The organism is Psychrobacter sp. Ps6 (assembly GCF_022129235.1).
Classification (GTDB): Bacteria; Pseudomonadota; Gammaproteobacteria; order Pseudomonadales; family Moraxellaceae; genus Psychrobacter.
On the sequence record NZ_JADQAI010000053.1, the window covers coordinates 1 to 2,738 of the forward strand.

At 40.2% G+C, this 2,738-nt stretch carries 3 protein-coding genes; all 3 read right to left on the reverse strand.

Features of this window, described 5'->3' with window-relative positions; genetic code table 11:
- Positions 1 to 609, reverse strand: a 609-nt coding sequence (locus I3255_RS13595) for a DUF5682 family protein (RefSeq protein ID WP_238039283.1), incomplete at its 3' end; no start/stop codon positions are given.
- The gene (locus tag I3255_RS13600; RefSeq protein ID WP_188007064.1) at positions 596 to 1,690 is read right to left on the reverse strand and encodes an AAA family ATPase; all 1,095 of its coding nucleotides are present in this window, start codon (positions 1,688 to 1,690) and stop codon (positions 596 to 598) included. The genes I3255_RS13600 and I3255_RS13595, both read right to left, overlap by 14 nt.
- Positions 1,691 to 1,817: 127 nt before the next feature.
- On the reverse strand, positions 1,818 to 2,738 hold a 921-nt coding region (locus I3255_RS13605), incomplete at its 5' end, for a DUF4132 domain-containing protein (protein WP_238039284.1).

A 2,738-nucleotide genomic window follows, 5' to 3' on the forward strand; every position in this document is an offset into this window, starting at 1 on the left:
AGCTGCAAGATGAGGCGTTATACAGTCTGCCATATATTGTTCACGTTTCAGGGTCTCGCTCTCTATTAACTCAGAACATTCACGCATTTTCAGACCAAATTGATATAATATCTGAAAAAAATCGACCGCTTTTACTCGATATTGATTTTCAATATATCTGTCCCACCATTGATCAAAATTATCACACTGGGTTTTAACCAACAGCTTTGACAGGTATGTATCTGTTAATGACTCTTGGTATAACAAATAGTCTTGGTTCACCTTATCGTCGTAGTGTTGCCACACCGTATAGGGCAAATCAATAAATTCACATGGGATATGTTGTTTAGCAGCTTCTCTTAATGCATTCCACTCTGGGGACATCTTTGCAAAAGGAATAAAACCACAGCGAGACTGTATTTCATCTTGCTCTTGCCAAGATGCATGCAGATATAATGCAATCGGAGGTGTTGTTTGCTTATGTTGTAAAAAAGAGAGCATCTCCTGAGCATCGGCTGGCGTCTCTATTAAAATAACATCAGGTTTACTCTGCTGCACCAGCTGCCAACTGCACATTGGACTATGGTGACGAATAGGTGCCCAAATTAGAGCAGGATTACAGTCCTGCATGTCGACATCCATCTAAAAATTGCATCCACAGGAGATCATCTTTGCGCTGACGACGGACTACACGCAGGTAATCGGATAATGCCTCTTGATCTTTGGGATTATCTTTAATAACAGCACCAGTCATAAAGGTGGCTAGATGACCCGGAGTCAGCGCCTTATCACCAAAATAATGGCACTGCATTGCCGCATGATAAGCCAAATTAATGCCTTCAGGTAACGATAATAAAGTAGAAGGCGTCTGAATCGCTACTCCTGAGACTAGCCCCGATTTTAACTCATCAAAGACCGTCATCAGAATATCTATCGTTGCAAGATCCACTTGAATCTCTACAGCATCCTGATGCAAACGACTATTAACCTGTTCCATCACTAAATGAATACGATCTTTACGCTGAGAAAGTGGCTGCAATACTTCAAAATTAAGACGACGTTTTAAAGCCGATGACAATGGGTTAACACCACGATCATTCAAATTAGCCGTTGCAATAATATTAAAACCAGGCTGTGACAATAAATAATTGTGCTCAGATTTAATTTCAGGAATATGTAAAATGCGATCAGAAAGAATGGGGATTAAACTATCTTGAACTTCCGTTGGGCAACGTGTTAGCTCTTCAAAACGCATAATAGCCCCTTGACTCATGGCTTGATACAAAGGTCCGGGCACCATAGCCTTTAACGTTGGGCCAGATTGCAACAACGCAGCATAGTTCCAACTGTAACGAATATTCTCTTCAAACAGACCAGCACTCCCTTGAACGGTATAAGTACTATTACCACAAATTGCCGCACTTAATAATTCAGATAATAGAGACTTAGCCGTACCCGGCTCTCCAACTAACAGTAATCCTTGCTGTCCCAATAATGTAACAATAGCCCGTTCAACAGCCGCATCATTACCATAAATTTTACGCTGAATAGTTTGACCGCCAATAGGTTTATCAGCACCTAACAAAAAAGTTCGAACCGCTTTAGGACTTAACTGCCAATGATGGGGTTTGCTGTCTCTATCGGCTGCAATAAGGGCGGTAAGCTGATCCTGATAAAGGATTTCAGCAGGGAGACGTTGAGCTAAATTCACAAAAAGCACCTATCAATGAGAAAGGAAGGCAAGCCAAAGTACAACTGTATCTCTTTGACTTACCCTATATACCCATTATTCTTATCATCAATCACAATGGGTCAGATATAAACCAGATCAGTAACGCTTACACAAAGGCATTTATCGCCTCACGAATCAGCTCTTGCGACAATCTTGGCGGCAACTCATTAATATCTAACAATAAATGTTGATATTCTTTTTCGTCTAATTCGGCATAGCAGTAACTTCCTCTAGGTAGCACGCCTGAACAATAAAATTCGATTTTGCCAATAGCAATATCGCCTTCATCACATTCATAACCAAATCCACCATGCCAAGCACAATTATCAAAGGTAATTTCAACCCCTATGCCTAAATTATCGATTTCTTTGTAGAGTTCATCAAAACTTCCACCATCACGTACTGATCCAACATTCCAACCTTTCTTTCTCAAACGGTTAATGACAGTACTTGGCGATTTACGAGATGGGTTTTCAATCTTATATTGCAATGCATTGTCCAAAGCCGTTACAGTAAACGACTGACGATCTAATTGCTCAAATAAAGGCGTTATTTCCCAATCAGCTAAATATTCCTGCCATTGTTCCAATGCTTCTTGATTCAACTCAGAAGGATGAACCAAACCAATAACAGCATCATCTGCAATCATAACCGCATCATCATCTCGATCCATTGGCGTTGGATTTACGATAAAAGTTTGTAGCAATACGTTATCTTGATAAATGCCCCACACTAATTTACTCGCTAATTGGTTCATCACAGGATTGCCAATAAACAACGCATTCCATTTATCGCCATACCACAAACGACACACAACAAAAGCATCTTCTAGACGGTGAGTTTGTAATGTCACCATATCTTTGAGTAATTTTTTCTGAGCCGTATAGTATTGCGCTACCTCCGAAGCAGTTTGAGCATCATCGTCTACTTTTGGCTTAGGCAATGATTTCACCACTTTGCCATCTGGTTTACGCACCGCAAACTTAAGATCTTTGGTTAAAACCAATGCATAGTTTTGTTCACAATA